The following is a 16,255-nucleotide window of genomic DNA, read 5'->3' on the forward strand; positions in this document are numbered from 1 at the left end:
TACTTATAGAAATCCGGTGAGGTCACCCTCACCGGGGATTTTCAATTATTTAGCGTATTTCGGTGCCAATTCGGCTGCTGCGGTAGCAAGGATCTTTCCTGCGCCGTCCACGTCTCCCTTGAGTATCAAGGTAAGTGCTTCCGGATAGGTAGAGTCCAGCAAGGTGTAGTATTCCTTCTCGAATGCTCTCGCTTTTTCAACAGGAACTGAATCCATCAAGCCTTTAGTAGAGGCATAGATGATCGCTACCTGATGTGCTACTGACACCGGAGAATACTGCGCTTGCTTCAGGATCTCCTGGTTTCGGCGACCCCTTTCGATGGTGCGCTTGGTAGTCGCATCAAGGTCAGAACCAAACTTAGAGAAGGCTTCCAATTCACGGAAAGCTGCCTGATCCAATTTCAGGGTACCGGCAATCTTCTTCATTGATTTGATCTGCGCATTACCACCTACTCGGGATACGGAGATACCTACGTTGATCGCAGGACGGATACCGGAGTTGAACAAGTTGGTCTCCAAAAAGATCTGACCGTCAGTGATTGAGATCACGTTAGTCGGGATGTAGGCAGAGACGTCCCCCGCTTGAGTTTCGATGATCGGAAGTGCAGTCAAAGAACCGCCACCTTTTACCAAATGCTTGATCGAATCTGGCAAATCGTTCATTTCCTGTGCGATCTTATCAGACTTGTTGATCTTCGCAGCTCTCTCCAATAATCTGGAGTGAAGGTAGAATACATCACCTGGATAGGCTTCACGTCCCGGAGGTCTTCTGAGAAGCAAGGATACTTCACGGTATGCAACTGCTTGCTTGGAAAGGTCATCATAAACCACCAAAGCTGGACGACCGGTGTCTCTGAAAAATTCACCGATCGATGCACCTGTAAACGGTGCAAAGAATTGCATTGGAGCTGGATCAGAAGCAGGTGCTGCTACGACCACAGTATAAGGAAGTGCACCGCCTTTTTCCAACGCTGCTACCACGCCAGCAACAGTCGATGCTTTCTGACCGATCGCAACGTAGATACAGAATACAGGCTCACCCTTGTCGTAAAATTCTTTTTGGTTCAAGATCGCATCAATAACCACGGCAGTCTTACCTGTCTGACGGTCACCGATGACGAGTTCTCTTTGTCCACGTCCGATAGGAATCATCGCATCGATAGACTTGATACCGGTCTGAAGCGGCTCAGTTACTGGCTGACGGTAGATTACACCTGGAGCTTTACGCTCCAATGGCATCTCGTACAATTCGCCAGTGATCGGCCCTTTGCCGTCGATTGGGATCCCCAAGGTATCCACTACGCGGCCGAGCATGCCTTCACCTACTTTAAGAGAGGCAATTCTCTTCGTACGTTTTACAGTATCACCTTCTTTGACTCCTTTGGAATCACCGAAGAGTACAGCACCTACGTTGTCTTCTTCAAGGTTCAGAACCATTGCTTTCAGACCGTTGTCGAATTCAAGCAATTCGCCCGCCTGAGCTTTGGAAAGTCCGTAGATTCGAGCTACACCATCCCCAACTTGGAGGACTGTACCTACTTCTTCAAGTTCGGCTGCTGTTCTGACACCCGCGAGTTGTTCTCTCAGGATTGCCGAAACTTCATCAGGTCTTACTTCTGCCATGTTATCGTCTATTAATGCTTTTTAGATTTTACTTTCGTAGTGGTTGTGAGAAAACTCATTTTTCAATTCTCTCAATTTACTGCTCAACGATTCGTCGAGCTGTCGGTCATTGACTCTGAGGACAAAACCTCCGATCAGATCCGGGTTGACTTTTTCGGTCAGCTTTACTTCCTTCATCCCGGAGATCTCCAAGATAATCTTGGTAAATTCTGCCCGAAGGGTATCATCCAGCGGAAAGGTAGTCGTCACCTCTGCTACTTGGATGGAATTGTGAAGCTGGTATTGGACTTGAAATTCTCTAGCGATATCAGCCAATACTTCTTCTCTTCCTTTTCTGCTGATGATCTCAAAAAAAGAAAGCGTGGACTTCGTCGCACCTCTCTTTTCAAAAAGCGCTTTGAGGATCGCAAGCTTCTTTTCAGAACTGATGATCGGGCTTCTCATCGCCAGCTCCAGATCTCTGTTGGACCGGGCCAAGTTGGCCAAGTGGAGAAAATCCTGATACACTGCTTCCAATTCACCTCGTTCGATGGCAAGTTCCATCAGAGATTTGGCATAAGCGTATGCTACTCTTTGGTTTGACATGAGGGCTTAATTAAGCTTGATATCTTTTACAAATTGCTCCACCAGTTCCTTTTGGCTCTTTTCGTCTGACAAAGTTTTCCTCAGCAATTTCTCGGTGACTTCCAGTGTCAGCATTGCTACCTGGTTTTTCACTTCGGTCAGCGCAGCTTTCTTTTCGGTTTCGATCACGGCTTTTGCATTGGCAATTTGCTGAGCGGCAACTTTCGAAGCTTCGTCTTTGGCATCTTCGATCATCTTAACAGAAGCTTCTTGAGCTTTCTTCAAGATAACATCACGCTCCAGACGGGTCTCCTGAAGTAACTTTTCGTTGTCAGCTTTCAGGTTTGCCATTTCGATTCTTGCTTGCTCGGCAGACTTAAGGGAATTCTCGATGCTGGTTTCCCGTTCTTCCAAAGCTGCAAGCATTGGCTTCCAAGCGAATTTGATGAGAAGAAAAAGTAAACCTAGGAAGCCAAACAGCTGCCAGAAAATTAGACCGGAACCTGGGGTTATTAAATCCATGGATAGAGGAGATTTATTTCAGATTGTTCAATAGAAAATAATGAAAAGGGAAAGGCCTAGCGCCAATCCCTTCTCAATTTGTTTAAGCGATGCCCGCGATATTAAGCGCGATCAACAAACAGATAACTGCTGCAAACAAGGAAACAACCTCGATCAAAGCCGCAATGATCAACATTGCACCTTGGATCTTACCGGCTGCCTCTGGCTGGCGAGCAATGGCATCCATTGCCTGACCACCGATACGACCGATACCTAGGCCTGCGCCAATCGCAACAATACCTGCACCGATACCAGCTCCCATTAGAGCGTAACCAGCAGTCAACAAGATAGACATTAACATAAGTGTATGATTTATAAATTGAACAAAGAAATTCTTAATTAGTGATGATCGTCATGCGCGTGTTCGGCCACTGCACCGCCGATATACATCGCTGTAAACAGCGTAAATACATACGCTTGGATCGTGGCTACGAGCAATTCGATGATATTGATAAAGGTCACCATGATCGTACTCACGATACCGATGGAGATCGACTCAAAGATGAACGCCAAAGCTATGAAACCCAAGATTACGATGTGACCTGCTGTGATTGCGACAAAAAGTCGAACCATCAAGGCAAAAGGCTTGGTAAACAAACCGATGATCTCAACTGGTACGATAATCAACAACATCGGAATCGGAACTCCCGGAGTCGCAAACACGTGCTTCCAGTAATCCTTGTTTCCGCTGACATTGGTGATGATGAATGTCAAAACCGCCAAAGTCAAAGTCACCGCAATGTTTCCGGTAATGTTTGCCGCACCAGGCAATAGCCCCAATAGGTTGCCAAACCAGATAAAAAGGAACAGTGTAATCAGATAGGGAACGTACTTCTTGTATTTGGGACCGATAGACTTGTGAGCGATCTCGTCACGGACGAAGATCACAATCGGCTCAATGATCGCAGCGGCGCCTTTTGGAGCGACAGGACCGTTCTTCTTATAGTGGGCTGCGGCCGAAAGCGACACATAAGCCACGAAGAAGATGACGATAAACATCATTACCACGTTTTTGGTGATCGAAAACTCGGTGAAGCTTCCGCCATCCACACGACCCAAGTGGTCATGGTCATCAATAAAATATCCTTCGTGAGCGAACTCTTTGCCGAAGGCGTGGGTTTCATGATCTTGGAAGTCGGTAGACATAAAAAACTCCAAACCACGATCTCCTGAATAAGCAATGACAGGAAGGGGAAGGGTTACGTGGGTATGTCCAAGCGTGACAAAGTGCCATTCGTGGGAATCAACCACGTGATGCATGATGAAACTTGTCTTATCTTCTTCTGATTCAGATGCAAAAGCAGCGCTGGAGAAACCCAGCAAAAATGCTGAAAATAAAAGACTTAGGGCTAGTAGTTTACGCGTCATCAACTCTTTTTTTGAGGGGCTACTTCGAAATCGGCCGCAAGTTAGCCAGAAAGGTGTAGATATCAAAAACCAAATAGAACAAAAAAACTACGAAGAAATCCGCAATAAACAGAATAATATTTTCCATTTGAGGCCAAACTTCGATTCCAATGAATGTCAAAGATGCAATAAATCGCAGAATCATTGCCAAAACCATGATTTGAAAGAAACTATCTGCAAAGTTTTTCAGCAAAAAGCTGTTCAGTAGGCTGATCAAAAACGACAAAACCACCATAAAACCTATGATCTCCCAAATTTTGGGATGAATAATCACGGGCAAAACAAACTGAAGAATCACGATCAAAACTACCAGGGCTGCTGTGGCAAAGAGAAGGCGGAGGTGGCTGTTTTTAGGTAGGGTCATCTTCGGATTTTTGCCCAAAAATACGTCAATTTTTCAATCTGCCCGGTATAAACGCTTCGCCTGACAATTGTCAAAGGCTTCAAGCCTAGCCGAAAACGAGAAACTGGAATGTATTGGGTAGGAAGTTCTACCTAACGCATATTCGCGACAAAACTTCAATTTCAGAGGCGCAGACTTCGAATTCTTTCCAAAGTTGCTGCAACACCATCTTCCTTGTGGTGCAACGTCACCTCTTTCGCAACCGCTTTCACCTCAGCACGGGCATTGCCTACAGCAACCCCCCACCCCACGCTTTGAAGCAGGTCGATATCATTGTAGTTGTCGCCGAAGGCGATGACGTCTTCCATTCCAAATTCATATTCATGCGCAAGGATTTTCCTCAGTCCGGTAGCTTTGGAGATTGCACGCGGAGCAATTTCCAGATAAGTATCGCTGGATCGATAGAGGTGAAGATCGGGCGCATGAGCGAGATGCAATTCGCCAAATAGCCAGGCGATTTCCGGAGAAGTTCCCATACACATCACCTTGTGGGCACCGGAGTTACCCTTTGACCACAGATCGAGTACGCCATCTGCGGGCATCCAAGTATAATCTACCTTGGTGTTTTTCACTTCGCGCTGTGACCAATAATCGTCCTTTTCCTCATACCAATTTTCTCCCTGGTAGAGGCTGACATGGATGTCGGTTCCCTTGGTGACAGCCAAGATTTTGGCGACCAAATCCACTGGAATGCTCACGTCTTCCAGTACTTCTCCCATGGAGCTCAATACAAATCCTCCATTGTAGCTAATCAACGGTTGGGCGCTGCGGCCAAGATCGCTAAGCAAATGCCGCATCGCGTCGGGCATTCTAGAGCTCGCCAGGATTACGGGGACTTCTTGCGGCAATTGGGTGACGATGGACTTAAGTCTTGGAGAAAGATCTCGAATTGAGTTAAGAAGGGTTCCGTCGATGTCGGAACAGAAAGCTTTAAAATTCATCAGTCTAGGGATTGCCAGTCTATTTGATCTGCGAAATTCATGAAAACTCCGAAACCTATCAAGCCCACGAATACCAAAACCAGCACAAATCCGATCAATTTTACGATCAGCTCCGCTTTGGCCCAATTGGCTTTTGTGACGTCGGTATCTTTGTCCACAGCCCACACGATCAGCATTATGAACCCAATCAGCGGGATTTTGGAAATGATGACGTTAATGATCCACTCGCCAAGGGATTGCGGGGCTTTTTGGAATTCGGGGGGAAAGTTCATGGTCCTGGAGGTTTAGGGTGGGAAGTCTTTTGTGTCGAACATGTATTCCTGCATTGCGATGTTTTCGGGACTCGAAGGGTCAGATTGGATAAATTGGACGGTGATTTTTTGGTATTCGCCAGATTTTTCAAAATCTCGGAGGTAGAGTTCTGCGCACTTTCGCGCTAAAAGCTCAGGCTGATGTCCCAAAGCTACCGGATCGCCATTTTCCAGCTTTAAGAAAATGGTGGATTCTTCCTCGCCGTCCACCGAGGAGCTGCTCAGGTTGACGCTCATTCCCTGAAATCTCCCCGTCGCCCGGATTTCTTCAGAGGGCATAAATCCGGCGCCCATAAAAGTCTCCATTCCCTTGAAGGCAAATGAGGCAATGTCTTCGGGCTCACAGGCGCAAGAACTCAAGACAAGGGTAAGGAGAAGTATAAAAAGTCTGTTTCGCATGAGGTAAGGGGTTCATGCGAAAATAAGCAATCTCAGCTAGATCTTTTGGAAATCAGTAAAATGGCCCGCTGGTCTTTCGTTTGATTAGGCTTTGAAGTGTCGGGGTAAGGGAGCACATCAATCAGTTTTATGGTATGATCTTCTGTGGAGAATTCCTGCGGGAAACCGCTTGCGTTTTGATTGGTACTTAGCTGGAGTTTATTTTCCTGCCCGTCGATTCTAAGTCGGCCTTCGATCACAATCATACCCTCCCAAATGCAATTCCCTCCCAGTGGGCAGCGGGAATCCTGAATTTCCAGCAAAGAGACAGATAGGTTTTTGGGACAGTTTTCCGAGGTTTCATTCAAGGCAATTTCAAAATCTTCTCCAATTTTAAATCCCAGGCAATCGTCATCGCATGCGACGAGACAAGTAAGAGACAGGAGAAAAATCAGGATTTTGCGCATCGTGTCTTCGAGTAGATTTTTTTAAGAGGAAAAGTGGTGGACGATCACTAAACGAACAGGACGCGAAAAACGCTACCTCTGATCTTTGGAGTTGAGTACAAAAGAGCTGATTATGCCTTAACAAGTGTACACTTTTTGAGTTGTCTTGCATACAAAGCATCAATCAGTATGACAGACTGTCCGGAAGATTTGGTTTACGTTGGGGAAGGATTCCCCGGTTTCGTAAGGAAAAAAATAGGGAAGGGATTTGCCTATTTGGATAAAAAAGGGGAGAAAATAGCCAAGAAAAGAGTGTTGGAGCGAATTGAGCAGCTTGTCATCCCGCCGATGTGGAGAGATGTCTGGATTTGTAAAAACGCGAAAGGGCATCTGCAGGTGACGGGCTTCGATGCCCGGGGACGAAAACAGTACATCTACCACCCCGATTGGACAGCTTTCCGACAGGATTCAAAGTATGGAAGATTAGAGAAATTTGGGAAGAAACTTCCCCAAATCCGAAAAGCTGTCGAACGTGATCTTCGCAAAAAAGGATGGCCGAGGGAAAAGATTTTGGCACTGACTGTGATGATGCTGGATGAGTATTTTATCCGAATCGGCAACAAATACTATGAGCATGAAAACAAGACCTATGGACTGACCACCTTGCGAAGAAAACACATCGTGGAGGAAGACGGGAAACTATATCTCCATTTCAAAGCGAAAAGCGGTAAAGACAGGAAAATCAAAGTAGAGAGCAGGCGGCTGATCAACCTGATCAAAAAAATGTCTGAACTTCCAGGCTACGAGATTTTTAAATATCAGGACAGCGAAGGGACTTACCATCGCCTGCAATCTCAGGATGTGAATCAATACCTCGCGGAAATCTCCGGTGAGCCGTTTACAGCGAAGGACTTTAGAACTTGGGGAGGCACGGTATCCGCGCTCGATCACTTTCAGGAAAGTCTGGAGATCGTCAAGGAGTTTCCAAACAGAAAGCTGGACGTGACCATCATTAAAAAGGTAGCGGAAGTTTTGGGAAATACGACAGCAGTCTGCCGTAAGTATTACATTCATCCCAAAGTGATGCAGGTTTTGCTCGAAGGGAAATTGGAGCGGTTTGAAAAACGTAAACTCAGAGGCGTACGCGATCCTGATCAGCTGACGGCAAATGAACAAACGGCGATCAAGATCTTGGCTGCAAAATTCTGAAATAGCAACTCAATTCAACCTCACCAGCTTATTGTACTTATTTCGGTATTCATTGGGGGTTAGTCCGGTCACTTTTTTGAAGACGGTTCGGAAAGCTTTCGAGTCGGTGTAGCCTACGTCCCACATGACTTCGTTGATGTTTTTGAGGCTGGTTTCAAAGCTTCTTTTGGCAGCTTCCATCTTGACCCGCTGGACGTATTCCAGGACGGAATTGTTGGTGACACGTTTGAATCGCCGCTCAAAGCTTCGTCGGCCCACAGCCACCTCATCGGCCAGCTCGTCCACGGATATCCGCTCCGAAAATCGGTTTTCGATGATCTCCTGCGCCCTTCTGATCTCAGGGTCGGGATGTTCTTTTTGACCGCGAAAGATCGCAAAAGCCGACTGGGTGTCCCGGTCGATGTCGATGGCGAAGTATTTGGACAATAGGATGGCCATCTCCCGATCCACGTATTTCTCGACCAGATGGAGCAGGAGGTTCCAATAGGAGTTGGCGCCTCCGCTGGAGTAGATGCCCGCCTCTTCCGTCACGATGCTTCCGTCCAGGACTTCTACCAAAGGAAACTGATTTCGAAACTGATCTATAAAACCCCAGTGAGTCGAGCAGCGCTTGCCGTCGAGCATGCCGGTGGATGCGAGGAAAAACGCTCCCACACACAGCGAAGCGATCTCGGAGCCTGCTTCGTATTGCTCCCGCAACCAAGGGGAGAAGGGGCTGTTGGTCTCGATAGCATGGTCGAAATCGCCAAAGAGCGGAGGAATGATGATCAGGTCAGCGTCACTGGCGGTTTCGAGTGTTTCATCGGGCTGCAAAACAAATCCCGGAAAGCCCGGGTGGACCTCCCGGCTAAGGCCGACGAGCTTTACATCAAAGGCCGGCTCTTGGTCGCTGAGGCCCAAAAAATGATTGACCGTATTGAAGCAATACTGCGCGCCCGCAACGGCTTGGACCACACAGCCCTCCATTGCCAATATCCTGATTTTTTTCATCCTTCCAATTTATAAAAACCTGTCGCAATTGACCTCTTCCTTGTCTTTTTCATACCGATTCTTCCCGCGGAAGTTGTGTAAGTTTGTATAGTTCAGCTAACCCAAAAAACAGACATTCTAATGACTACCAAGCCAAAAACAAAGATCACGGTGTCGGCGGAGATCGCCGCGTCGGTCAATCAAGTGTGGACTGCCTACAATTCCCCCAGACATATCGTCAAGTGGAACTGCGCTTCTCCCGACTGGCATTCCCCGGCTGCCAAAAACGAACTCGAGCCCGGAGGAAGCTTTTCCTATCGCATGGAGGCCAAAGATGGCTCCATGGGTTTTGACTTCGAGGGAGTTTTTCAAAAAGTGCAGCCCAATGAATTGCTTACCTATGTGATGGGTGACGGGCGCGAGGCTGAGGTGGTCTTTGAAGACAAGGGAGAGAAAACGCTTGTCACTGTCACCTTCGATGCGGAAGAGACGAACTCGGAAGAATTGCAGCGCGACGGCTGGCAGGCGATCTTGGATAACTTTAAGAAGCACGTCGAAGGCTTTCAGCATGACTCCATGCACTTCGAGATCGAAATCAACACTCCCGTCGCCAAAGTTTTTGATATTATGCTCGCCGACGAAACTTACCGAGACTGGACGACTGCATTTCATCCGGGTTCTTATTTCAAAGGAGATTGGACGAAAGGCTCCAAGATTCTTTTCCTCGGGCCAGGTGAAGAGGGAAAAGAAGGAGGAATGGTTTCCCGGATCGCCGAGCGGGTTACGAACAAATATATTTCCATTGAGCATTTGGGGATTGTTGATAACGGTAAAGAAATCACCGAAGGGCCCGAAGTAGAAGCTTTTGCTGGTGCCACGGAGAATTACAGCTTTGTCGATTTGGGTGACAAGACCATCGTTAAAGTGGACATGGAATCCGGGGGAGAATACAAGGAAATGTTTGAGAAAATGTGGCCCAATGCGCTCAAACGACTCAAAGAAATTTGCGAACAATAAATTCTAACGCAATGGAAAAGCTCTATCCCTGTATCTGGATGAACAATAACGCTGTCGAAGCGGCTGAGTTTTACTGTTCGGTATTTCCGGACGCCAAGATTGAAGACAGCAATCCGATGGTAACGATGTGGTCTTCTGGTGGTGAAAAGTTTATGCTGCTCAACGGCGGCCCGATGTTCAAGCCTACGCCCAGTATTTCGTTTTATTCTATTTTCCCGGAGGAAAAACAAATCCAGCAGATCTGGGACAAACTTGCCGACGGCGGAATGATCATGATGCCGCTCGATACTTATCCATGGTCAAAAAAGTATGGTTTTCTGCAGGATAAATACGGAGTGAGTTGGCAGCTTGAAAGCAATTTTCCTGACGGTGTAATACAAAGGTATATACCTGCTTTTATGTTTACCGGAGATCAGTTTGGCAGAGCGGAAGAGGCCATTAAACTGTATTCGGGGATTTTTCCCGATTCTTCCACCTGCTTTATATCCAGATATGGAGAGGATGCGGGAGATCAGGCGGGCAAGATCAACCATGCACAGTTTTTCCTCAATGGCCAGCGTTTCTCTGCCATGGACAGTTCGCTTGATCACAAGTTTAATTTTTCGGAGGGACTGTCGTTGGTCATTCCGTGTGCGAACCAGCAGGAGATTGATTTTTTCTGGGAAAAGCTGACCGACGGAGGACAGGAAAGTCAATGCGGGTGGCTCAAGGATAAGTTTGGAATCTCCTGGCAGGTGGTTCCTGCAAACCTTGGAAAGCTTATGTCAGATCCGGAGAAAGGTCAGCGAGTGGCAGCGGCTTTCATGAAGATGAAGAAATTCGACATCGCCACTCTTGAAAATGCCTAGCAACAAAAAAGCCGGCCATTTGGCCGGAATTTTTTCGGATTACTCTCCCAGGGGATTGAAATCCCTTGGAGAGGTTTGGTGTTTTCAGGGATGGGTGAAGGCTTTCGTCGGTTCATCGTGATCGTTTCTTGACTTTGTCCAGAGAATACTTCCCTCCGCCGGTCAAAAGTAAACTGACAAATACAATACAAAACAGCAGCGGCAATTCTTTTCTTCCGAAGGGATCATCCCAATGTGCGTAGAATGCTGCGGTCAGCATCGTGATGATGAGCGGTACAACGGCAAGCCGGGTTTTGAAGCCGATGATCACCAAAATGGCGCATACGACTTCTGCAAAAGTTGCAAGTCCGAGTGAAATAACCGGACCAAGTCCAAAAGGATCTGCGAATTTGATTTCGCTACCGCTGAATAGGCGCATCAGTTTGGGGATGCCATGGGTGAGTATGAGTGCGCCGGATCCTACGCGAAGCAAAAGTAGGGCGAGAGAGGATTGAAAGTCTCGTTTCATATGGGGAGCTCAGGGTTTAGGTTGAAATTACCAAGCGATCGGGTTTTGTACCAGAGATTTTACACCAGCGTCAGGGAAGTATCGCGGAGCACATTCGAGTTTTGCCGTTGAGATCTTGAAGTATGTTCACCTGCTGATACCCCAAACCGGCCAATATTTTTCGGATCTGTTCGCCTTGGGTTTCATGAATTTCGAAATAGATTTTTCCTCCTGATCGCAGCATTAGTTTACCTTTTTCTGCAATGACGCGATAGAAAAGCAACGGGTCTTCGTCGGACACGAACAAGGCGATCCAAGGCTCGTGCTCCAGCACATTTGTGTGCATCGCACTTTTGTCCGACTCCAAAACGTAGGGTGGATTGGACACCAAAATATCCAAATCGCAGGAGTTCGGGGTTTCTTTCAATATGTCGCAGCGCTCAAAGCTCACGTTCACATTGAGCGCTTGCGCGTTTTGCTCCGCCACATGAAGTGCGGGTTCCGAAATGTCGAGCGCATAGACTTTGGGATCGTTCATCTCCAGTGCCAAGGTGATCGGAATGCAGCCTGTGCCAGTTCCAATGTCCAGTATTTTCAAACCCGGCGCTTGATTTTCTTTGATGATCAGATGGACCAACTCCTCGGTCTCGTTTCGGGGGATCAACGTGTCCGGGGTGACAAAAAAATCTCTGCCGTAGAAAGGTGCTTTTCTCAAGATGTATTGAATCGGTTCGCCGGTTTTCAGTCGTTTGAAGTGGGTAAGCAATATCGGCGACAACTTCTCTTCGTTCACCAGCAGCATCACGTCCACGCGTTTCATTGCCAAATGATGTTCTAATAACCAATACACAAGGTTTTCGGCTTCGCTTGGATCGTATTGAATCAGTTGGGCGGACCAGTTTTTTATTAACTGTTGGAATGAAATCGGCATGCCCAAAGGTAGTGAGGCAGACGGAAATTAGGGAGGATTTTGAGGTGCGGACGGCAGAGGGGCTTTTCCTCGACAAATCCCCTTACCTTTGTCGGCAAGAATTTTCTCCCATGAAACTACATAACAACACCATTCGGGGCGTGCATACCGCGCTTGAGGCCATCTTTGTGGATGGTCAATACGCAGACAAAGTCATTGAGCGAACCTTGAAATCCAATCCCAAATGGGGTGCCCGTGACCGCTCGTTTATTGCCGAAACTACCTACGAAATGGTGCGCTGGTGGAGGCTGATCAATCACCTGAGCCCGTCAAAAGACTATTGGGATCTGTTTGGAACCTACTGGTTGATGCAGGGAAATGACTTGCCTGAGTGGGAGGAATTTGCGCGCATCAATCCCGACAAACTCAAAGGCAAATACGAGTCGATCACCGATCCGGCGCTTTTAGAGTCCATTCCAGATTGGCTGCAAAAACTTGGATCAGCAGAATTGGGTGAAAAATGGGAGGCGGAAATCCATGCGCTCAATGAGGAAGCGGAAGTTGTGCTTCGGGTGAATACCCTGAAAACTACCAGAGAAAGGCTCAAAAACCAATTGCTGGCTGATGGCATCGACACCTATATCGTCAAGGGATATCCCGATGCATTGATATTGGAGGAGCGGCAAAATGTATTTCGCCATCCGTCTTTCAAAGCTGGTGAGTTTGAGGTGCAGGACGCAAGTTCTCAGTTGGTCGCCTCGGCCTTGGCAGTTGAGCCGGGCATGCGGGTGATCGATGCCTGCGCGGGAGCGGGGGGGAAATCCCTTCATTTGGCCGCGTTGATGGAAAACAAAGGCAAAGTTATCTCCATGGACATCGAAGAATGGAAACTTCAGCAAGCGAAACTTCGGGCAAGACGAAATGGGGTTTCGATCTTTGAACCCAAAGTTATCGAAGGTACCAAGACCATCAAGCGTCTGAAGGAAACAGCCGATCGACTATTGCTTGATGTTCCATGCTCTGGACTGGGAGTGCTTCGAAGAAATCCGGACACCAAATGGAAGCTGAGTCTTGAATCCATCGAAACAGTCCGTGCGACTCAGCAGGAAATCCTTCAAAACTATCCTTCCATGCTCAAGCCGGGCGGACAGTTGGTCTATGCGACCTGTAGTATTTTGCCTTCGGAAAATGAACTTCAGGTGCAGAAATTCTTGGAAAGCGATGCCGGAAAGGATTTTGAATTGATCGAGGATAAAAAAGTCTTGGCGCAGGAAAGCGGCTTTGACGGTTTTTACATCGCCAGAATGATGAAAAAAGCCAACTGATTCAAATCAGAATTTTTGTAAAATCATAAAAAACCAGTCTAAAGTCCTGATTTGATACACTTATTCAAATCAGGACTTTGGACTGGTTTCTTGTTGTATTAACTATCTCTTCCAAAACATATTTTAAAAGCAAGAGCTAAAAGAGGTTGTTTCCACATTTATTTTTGTTTTCCGCTGGCATGGCATAGTTTTTTGTTTGTACCTTTGGCGGGCAAATAGGGTTACCTACAACCAATATTTGCCATGAATCGAAACTCCTCGAAGTTCCTTTATGAAGCGCTCACCTACGATGACGTGCTTCTTGTCCCGGGTTATTCTGAAGTGCTCCCACGCGAGACCAACACTTCCACTCAGCTCACCAAAAAAATCAGATTGAACATTCCTCTCGTGTCTGCAGCAATGGATACGGTAACCGAGGCAGAATTGGCGATTGCCATTGCATTGGAAGGTGGACTTGGATTTATTCACAAAAATATGTCCATCGAAAAGCAGGCTGCTCAAGTCCGCAAAGTGAAGCGTTCCCAAGCTGGGATGATTCTCGATCCAATCACACTTCATATTGATTCAAAAGTTCGTGATGCAGAAGCTATCATGCGGGAGTATCATATTGGAGGTATTCCCGTGGTGGATGGTGACAAGGTTTTAAAAGGCATCATCACCAACAGAGACCTGCGATTTATCAAAGATCAAAATCGTCCGATCCGGGAGATCATGACTAAGGATAAGCTGATTACAGCCAAGTCAGGAATTTCGTTGGAGCAAGCCGAGGAGATACTCCAAGAGTATAAAATTGAAAAGCTTCCGATAGTAGATGATGAGTACAAACTCACAGGACTGATCACCTACAAAGATATTCTTAAAAGAAGAGACAAGCCTAACGCATGCAAAGACGAATACGGCCGCTTGCGAGTAGGCGCGGCAGTTGGTGTGACGGCGGATATTGAAGAAAGAGTGGAAGCGCTGAAAAGCGCCGGAGTTGACGTGGTTTCGATTGATACAGCCCACGGTCATTCCAAAGGGGTGATCGAAACCTGTAAAAGAATAAAAACGGCATTCCCGGATCTGGAAGTAATCGTTGGAAATATCGCAACGCCTGAAGCAGCGGTTGCCTTGGCTGAAGCGGGTGCGGATGCGGTGAAGGTGGGAGTTGGGCCAGGATCGATCTGTACTACGCGAATTATCGCCGGTGTCGGAGTACCGCAGCTTTCAGCAGTATTCGAATGTGCAGAAGCATTGAAAGGTACCGGTGTCCCGGTGATCGCTGACGGCGGGATTCGTTATTCGGGTGATTTGGTCAAAGCCATCGCCGCAGGTGGAGCCTCGATTATGATCGGATCCTTGTTGGCAGGAACGGAAGAAGCTCCTGGCGAGATGATCATCTTCGAAGGAAGAAAATTCAAAAGCTACCGTGGCATGGGTTCTTTGGAAGCCATGGAATCTGGTTCCAAAGACCGCTATTTCCAAGATGCTGAGGACAATATCAAAAAATTGGTTCCTGAGGGAATTGTCGGAAGAGTGCCCTATAAGGGTCTGGTGTCCGAAGTGCTGTATCAGCTGGTCGGCGGCCTTCAGGCTGGTATGGGCTACTGTGGCACAAAGTCAATTGAAGATCTGCAAAACGATGGCAAGTTTGTGAAAATCACTGCGGCTGGTGTCAAAGAATCCCATCCACATGATGTGAGTGTGACTCGGGAAGCTCCTAACTACAGCTTAAAATCATAAAATAAAAACCGGCTTCTGCCGGTTTTTTTGCTTTCCAAGGGTTTCAAATCCCTTGGAAAGTTTGAGTGGATAATTGAGGGAAGAACTGAGATGAAGGTTCTGCTTTTGTGGGTCGTTGACTGTATTCGATAGATAGGTCTTCATTCTATTGGTTCACCTCAAAACTCACGTCCCATTCTTCCTTAATTTTTACCCACCCGTTAAAATCCCGATGAAGCGGATTGATCAGCAGATTGTACTCTGAGGGGTAGCTTTTCAGCGGTATTCGGCAGGAAGGGATTTTCAAGGCCGGAGAAATCATCCCCTTGGCCCAAGCAGATCCAAACTCTTGGGTGGAGCGGGGATAGGGTCTGTTTTTCCAGTCATTGGGCAGGAAGTCGACGTCCAGCTCTGGGATGGATTCTGTAATAGTCAGCAAGGCTAGCTTCCATTGACTTTGGGTGACCACCGGCCCTTTGATGCTGAGGAGTTCGAGCAGATTGAGCGAGCTCACCGAGCAGGCATAGATCAGCGGGGTGCCAAATTGATTCCATCGCCCGGTTCCCAGGCCGTAGCTAAGCCCGTTTCTGCCGGGAAGCGATTCATAGAGGCGAACGTACTCCATTCATCAGAAGATATTGCCCCAGGAGATGGCCTCCAAAGCCTGATCTACCAAGCTGATCTGGTAGGGATTCTTAAGGAGTGCTGCGGGCTTTTGACCATTAAGAGAGGTATTGGGAGTCTGTAGCCACTGGGACAGCAGCTCTTCTGACCCAAAAATGCGGACACCCTTGGCGATGATCTGATCCATATCCAGTAGGTTTTTGGTGAGTGCTTTGGAGAGCTTTCGGTCTTCTTTTTTCCAGCGGAAAAGCGTGCTCGGATCGATCTCCATCACCTCAGCGATGTCATGTGTCGTGAAATCCAGAAAATCAAAAAAAGTACTCGTCTCCTGAAAATCCAACACCACACCACCATAAGCTTCTCGGGGCTGGTCTTGTGCGTGCAGGAGCTGCTGGGAAAAGAAATGGTAAAGCCGGGCTTCCGTCTCCAGCTGGATAGCATCGCCGCTTTGCAATTTGATCTTCCAAGTCTTGCCCATAGCCCATAGACTTTCCTCTAAGCTACAAATATTCTCAAATAAAACAAACAATT

20 protein-coding genes are annotated in these 16,255 nt (G+C 47.3%); 5 read left to right on the forward strand and 15 right to left on the reverse strand.

Features of this window, described 5'->3' with window-relative positions; all coding sequences use genetic code 11:
• Positions 1-45: 45 nt before the first annotated feature.
• The 10 genes from atpA to ABD031_RS14635 form a co-directional block, all read right to left on the reverse strand.
• Positions 46-1,623, reverse strand: coding sequence for a F0F1 ATP synthase subunit alpha (gene atpA / locus ABD031_RS14590; RefSeq protein ID WP_343852742.1), 1,578 nt, complete (start codon positions 1,621-1,623; stop codon positions 46-48).
• Positions 1,624-1,644: 21 nt separating this feature from the next.
• Entirely contained in the window at positions 1,645-2,208 is a 564-nt protein-coding gene (gene atpH, locus ABD031_RS14595; RefSeq protein WP_343852745.1) for an ATP synthase F1 subunit delta, read from the reverse strand.
• 6 nt (positions 2,209-2,214) lie between these two features.
• Positions 2,215-2,709 (reverse strand): F0F1 ATP synthase subunit B, encoded by a 495-nt coding sequence (locus tag ABD031_RS14600; RefSeq protein WP_343852747.1) that lies wholly within the window; start codon positions 2,707-2,709, stop codon positions 2,215-2,217.
• A gap of 82 nt (positions 2,710-2,791) precedes the next feature.
• The gene (gene atpE, locus ABD031_RS14605; protein WP_343852749.1) at positions 2,792-3,049 is read right to left on the reverse strand and encodes an ATP synthase F0 subunit C; all 258 of its coding nucleotides are present in this window, start codon (positions 3,047-3,049) and stop codon (positions 2,792-2,794) included.
• A gap of 38 nt (positions 3,050-3,087) precedes the next feature.
• Positions 3,088-4,116: a F0F1 ATP synthase subunit A gene (atpB, locus tag ABD031_RS14610; RefSeq protein WP_343852751.1), complete on the reverse strand. Its 1,029-nt coding sequence runs from the start codon at positions 4,114-4,116 to the stop codon at positions 3,088-3,090.
• Between the two features lie 19 nt (positions 4,117-4,135).
• The gene (locus ABD031_RS14615) at positions 4,136-4,519 is read right to left on the reverse strand and encodes a hypothetical protein (protein WP_343852753.1); all 384 of its coding nucleotides are present in this window, start codon (positions 4,517-4,519) and stop codon (positions 4,136-4,138) included.
• 161 nt (positions 4,520-4,680) lie between these two features.
• Positions 4,681-5,499 carry a Cof-type HAD-IIB family hydrolase gene (locus tag ABD031_RS14620; RefSeq protein ID WP_343852755.1) on the reverse strand — a complete coding sequence of 273 codons (819 nt, stop codon included), beginning with the start codon at positions 5,497-5,499 and terminating at the stop codon, positions 4,681-4,683.
• On the reverse strand, positions 5,499-5,771 hold the full coding sequence (locus tag ABD031_RS14625; protein ID WP_343852757.1) for a hypothetical protein: 273 nt from the start codon (positions 5,769-5,771) through the stop codon (positions 5,499-5,501). The genes ABD031_RS14620 and ABD031_RS14625 overlap by 1 nt, the downstream gene beginning before the upstream one ends.
• Positions 5,772-5,783: 12 nt before the next feature.
• Complete coding sequence (locus ABD031_RS14630; RefSeq protein ID WP_343852759.1) at positions 5,784-6,209, reverse strand: hypothetical protein; 426 nt, start codon at positions 6,207-6,209, stop codon at positions 5,784-5,786.
• 32 nt (positions 6,210-6,241) lie between these two features.
• Positions 6,242-6,655 carry a hypothetical protein gene (locus ABD031_RS14635; protein ID WP_343852761.1) on the reverse strand — a complete coding sequence of 138 codons (414 nt, stop codon included), beginning with the start codon at positions 6,653-6,655 and terminating at the stop codon, positions 6,242-6,244.
• Positions 6,656-6,823: 168 nt separating this feature from the next.
• Between ABD031_RS14635 and ABD031_RS14640 the strand changes: the two genes are divergently transcribed.
• A complete protein-coding gene (locus ABD031_RS14640) occupies positions 6,824-7,843 on the forward strand; it encodes a DNA topoisomerase IB (RefSeq protein WP_343852763.1) in 1,020 nt (339 codons plus the stop codon).
• 9 nt (positions 7,844-7,852) lie between these two features.
• On the opposite strand, the gene ABD031_RS14645 is transcribed toward ABD031_RS14640, so the two are convergent.
• Positions 7,853-8,833 carry a GlxA family transcriptional regulator gene (locus tag ABD031_RS14645; RefSeq protein WP_343852766.1) on the reverse strand — a complete coding sequence of 327 codons (981 nt, stop codon included), beginning with the start codon at positions 8,831-8,833 and terminating at the stop codon, positions 7,853-7,855.
• A 120-nt stretch (positions 8,834-8,953) separates the two neighbouring features.
• On the opposite strand from ABD031_RS14645, the gene ABD031_RS14650 reads away from it, so the two are divergent.
• A complete protein-coding gene (locus ABD031_RS14650) occupies positions 8,954-9,829 on the forward strand; it encodes an SRPBCC domain-containing protein (protein WP_343852768.1) in 876 nt (291 codons plus the stop codon).
• An 11-nt stretch (positions 9,830-9,840) separates the two neighbouring features.
• Positions 9,841-10,677: a VOC family protein gene (locus ABD031_RS14655; RefSeq protein WP_343852770.1), complete on the forward strand. Its 837-nt coding sequence runs from the start codon at positions 9,841-9,843 to the stop codon at positions 10,675-10,677.
• A 112-nt stretch (positions 10,678-10,789) separates the two neighbouring features.
• Here the strand turns inward: ABD031_RS14655 and ABD031_RS14660 are convergent, their stop codons facing one another.
• Positions 10,790-11,185: a DoxX family protein gene (locus ABD031_RS14660; protein WP_343852772.1), complete on the reverse strand. Its 396-nt coding sequence runs from the start codon at positions 11,183-11,185 to the stop codon at positions 10,790-10,792.
• Between the two features lie 70 nt (positions 11,186-11,255).
• Entirely contained in the window at positions 11,256-12,095 is an 840-nt protein-coding gene (gene prmC / locus ABD031_RS14665) for a peptide chain release factor N(5)-glutamine methyltransferase (RefSeq protein ID WP_343852774.1), read from the reverse strand.
• 110 nt (positions 12,096-12,205) lie between these two features.
• Here prmC and ABD031_RS14670 point away from each other — a divergent pair, with 110 nt between their 5' ends.
• Together ABD031_RS14670 and guaB are read left to right on the forward strand one after the other, a co-directional pair.
• Positions 12,206-13,399: an RsmB/NOP family class I SAM-dependent RNA methyltransferase gene (locus ABD031_RS14670; RefSeq protein ID WP_343852776.1), complete on the forward strand. Its 1,194-nt coding sequence runs from the start codon at positions 12,206-12,208 to the stop codon at positions 13,397-13,399.
• 243 nt (positions 13,400-13,642) lie between these two features.
• The gene (gene guaB, locus ABD031_RS14675) at positions 13,643-15,121 is read left to right on the forward strand and encodes an IMP dehydrogenase (protein WP_343852778.1); all 1,479 of its coding nucleotides are present in this window, start codon (positions 13,643-13,645) and stop codon (positions 15,119-15,121) included.
• A gap of 145 nt (positions 15,122-15,266) precedes the next feature.
• Here guaB and ABD031_RS14680 read toward each other — a convergent pair whose 3' ends face one another.
• Together ABD031_RS14680 and ABD031_RS14685 are read right to left on the reverse strand one after the other, a co-directional pair.
• Complete coding sequence (locus ABD031_RS14680; RefSeq protein WP_343852780.1) at positions 15,267-15,725, reverse strand: RES family NAD+ phosphorylase; 459 nt, start codon at positions 15,723-15,725, stop codon at positions 15,267-15,269.
• Positions 15,726-15,728: 3 nt separating this feature from the next.
• Entirely contained in the window at positions 15,729-16,202 is a 474-nt protein-coding gene (locus tag ABD031_RS14685) for an antitoxin Xre/MbcA/ParS toxin-binding domain-containing protein (protein ID WP_343852782.1), read from the reverse strand.
• Positions 16,203-16,255 lie beyond the last annotated feature (53 nt).

Source organism: Algoriphagus jejuensis (genome assembly GCF_039523455.1).
In the GTDB taxonomy this organism is placed as follows: Bacteria; Bacteroidota; Bacteroidia; order Cytophagales; family Cyclobacteriaceae; genus Algoriphagus; species Algoriphagus jejuensis.